The following is a 1,597-nucleotide window of genomic DNA, read 5'->3' on the forward strand; positions in this document are numbered from 1 at the left end:
GAGGAAGAGGATGCGCGGTGTTTTGAGAGAGGCCACGCAGGCCTTGAGGTCCATGGCCGCGCGGTGCTCCTGGGCGGCCCGCTCGCGCAGGGCGGCGTCGAACAGGATGTCGATGGCGGTCATGGCCAGGCTCTTGGCCCCGTCGATGATCGCGGCGTGGCCCTCGGGGGTGCGGGTGGCGGCGGCGACCTCGCGGGTGTGCCAGCCGGCCTCGGGGCCGCAGATCTTCAGCATGGCGCATGAGACCGGGATGCGGTGGCTGACGTTGCCGAAGTCGGTCGAGCCGGCGCCGCCGCCGCCGCGCTCCCTGCGGACGCTCATTGGCCGGCCGAGCGCCTCCAGATTGGCCTTGAAGGCGTCGCCGAGGCTGCTGTTGGGCACCATATTCAGGTAGGGCGGCATATACTCGCGCCACTCCATGCGCGCCCCGCTGGCGGCGGCCCCAGCCTCGGCGCAGGCCACCACCCGGCGCACCAGATCGCGGGCGTAGGCCGGGTCGGCGGCGCGCACGCGGAAGCGGCAGGCCGTGTAGCTGGGGATGACGTTGGGCGCCGTGCCGCCGTGAGTGATCACCCCGTGGATGCGGGCGTCGGAGCGCACCTGCTGGCGCAGCAGGCCGACGCTGGTGAACATCACGATCACCGCGTCGAGGGCGTTGATGCCCTCGTGGGGGTTGGCCGCCGCGTGGGCCGGGTGGCCGTGGAACGCGAAGTCGAGCCCGTGGGCCACCAGCGAGCTCTCCGAGTCGATCTTGTCCTCGGTGAGCGGGTGGATCATGATCGCGGCGTCCATCCCCTCGAAGTAGCCGTGGTCGAGGATGGGGATCTTGCCGCCGGCGTTGGGCACGGTGGACTCCTCGGCCGGCGTGCCGATCACCGACACGGCGCCGGGCAGGTGCGCGCCGAGGCGGGACAGGGCCAGCCCGGCGCCCAGGGCGGCGGTGGCGATGATGTTGTGCCCGCAGCCGTGGCCGACCTCGGGCAGGGCGTCGTACTCGGCGACGATAGCCACCTGCGGGCCGGGCTGGCCGCCGGGGAGGCGGGCGGCGAAGGCCGTGGGCATCCCGGCGATGCCGCGCTCGACGCTGGCCCCAAACTCGCTCAGGATGTCGCCCAGGCGCGCCGACGCCTGGTGCTCCTGCAGGCCGATCTCTGGGTTGTCGGCCATCCAGTCGCTTGTCTCGACCAGCAGGCTCGCCAGCTGGTCGATCTCGCGCTGGGCCGCCGCCTTCAGCTCGCTCCGCTCCATGGGGCCTCCTTCAGAATTGCAGATTGCAGATTGCAGATTGCAGATTGCCGTCGGCGGGCGCAGCGCGCGCCGGCGATCAATCTTGGTCTTTGGTCTGCTGGGGGGTTTGGAGCAGAGGATACCACAGGTTGGCGCAGGCTGCGTGCGGCTTGGCCCCATGGGGTGTGACGGAACGTCGTGCATGCGGGCGGGCGGCTGAAGCCGCGCTGGGAGGGCCTGCGGCCGCCCGCCCGCCTTCGCGGGTGGTTCCGGCGTCGGCGCAGGCCGACGCCCGGCGCGCAGCGCCCCGGCGACGCGGCTTCAGCCGCCCGCCATGGCCACCGTTGCAAGAAGATTCGTGACACCCGGC

The 1,597-nt window shown here is 72.1% G+C and carries 1 protein-coding gene; it reads right to left on the reverse strand.

The window, feature by feature from the left end:
- A partial coding sequence (locus K2Z83_RS28365; RefSeq protein WP_220598529.1) for a M20 family metallopeptidase occupies positions 1 to 1,248 on the reverse strand: 1,248 nt, incomplete at its 3' end.
- Between the last annotated feature and the right edge of the window lie 349 nt (positions 1,249 to 1,597).

This window comes from Oscillochloris sp. ZM17-4, assembly GCF_019599295.1.
In the GTDB taxonomy this organism is placed as follows: Bacteria; Chloroflexota; Chloroflexia; order Chloroflexales; family Chloroflexaceae; genus Oscillochloris.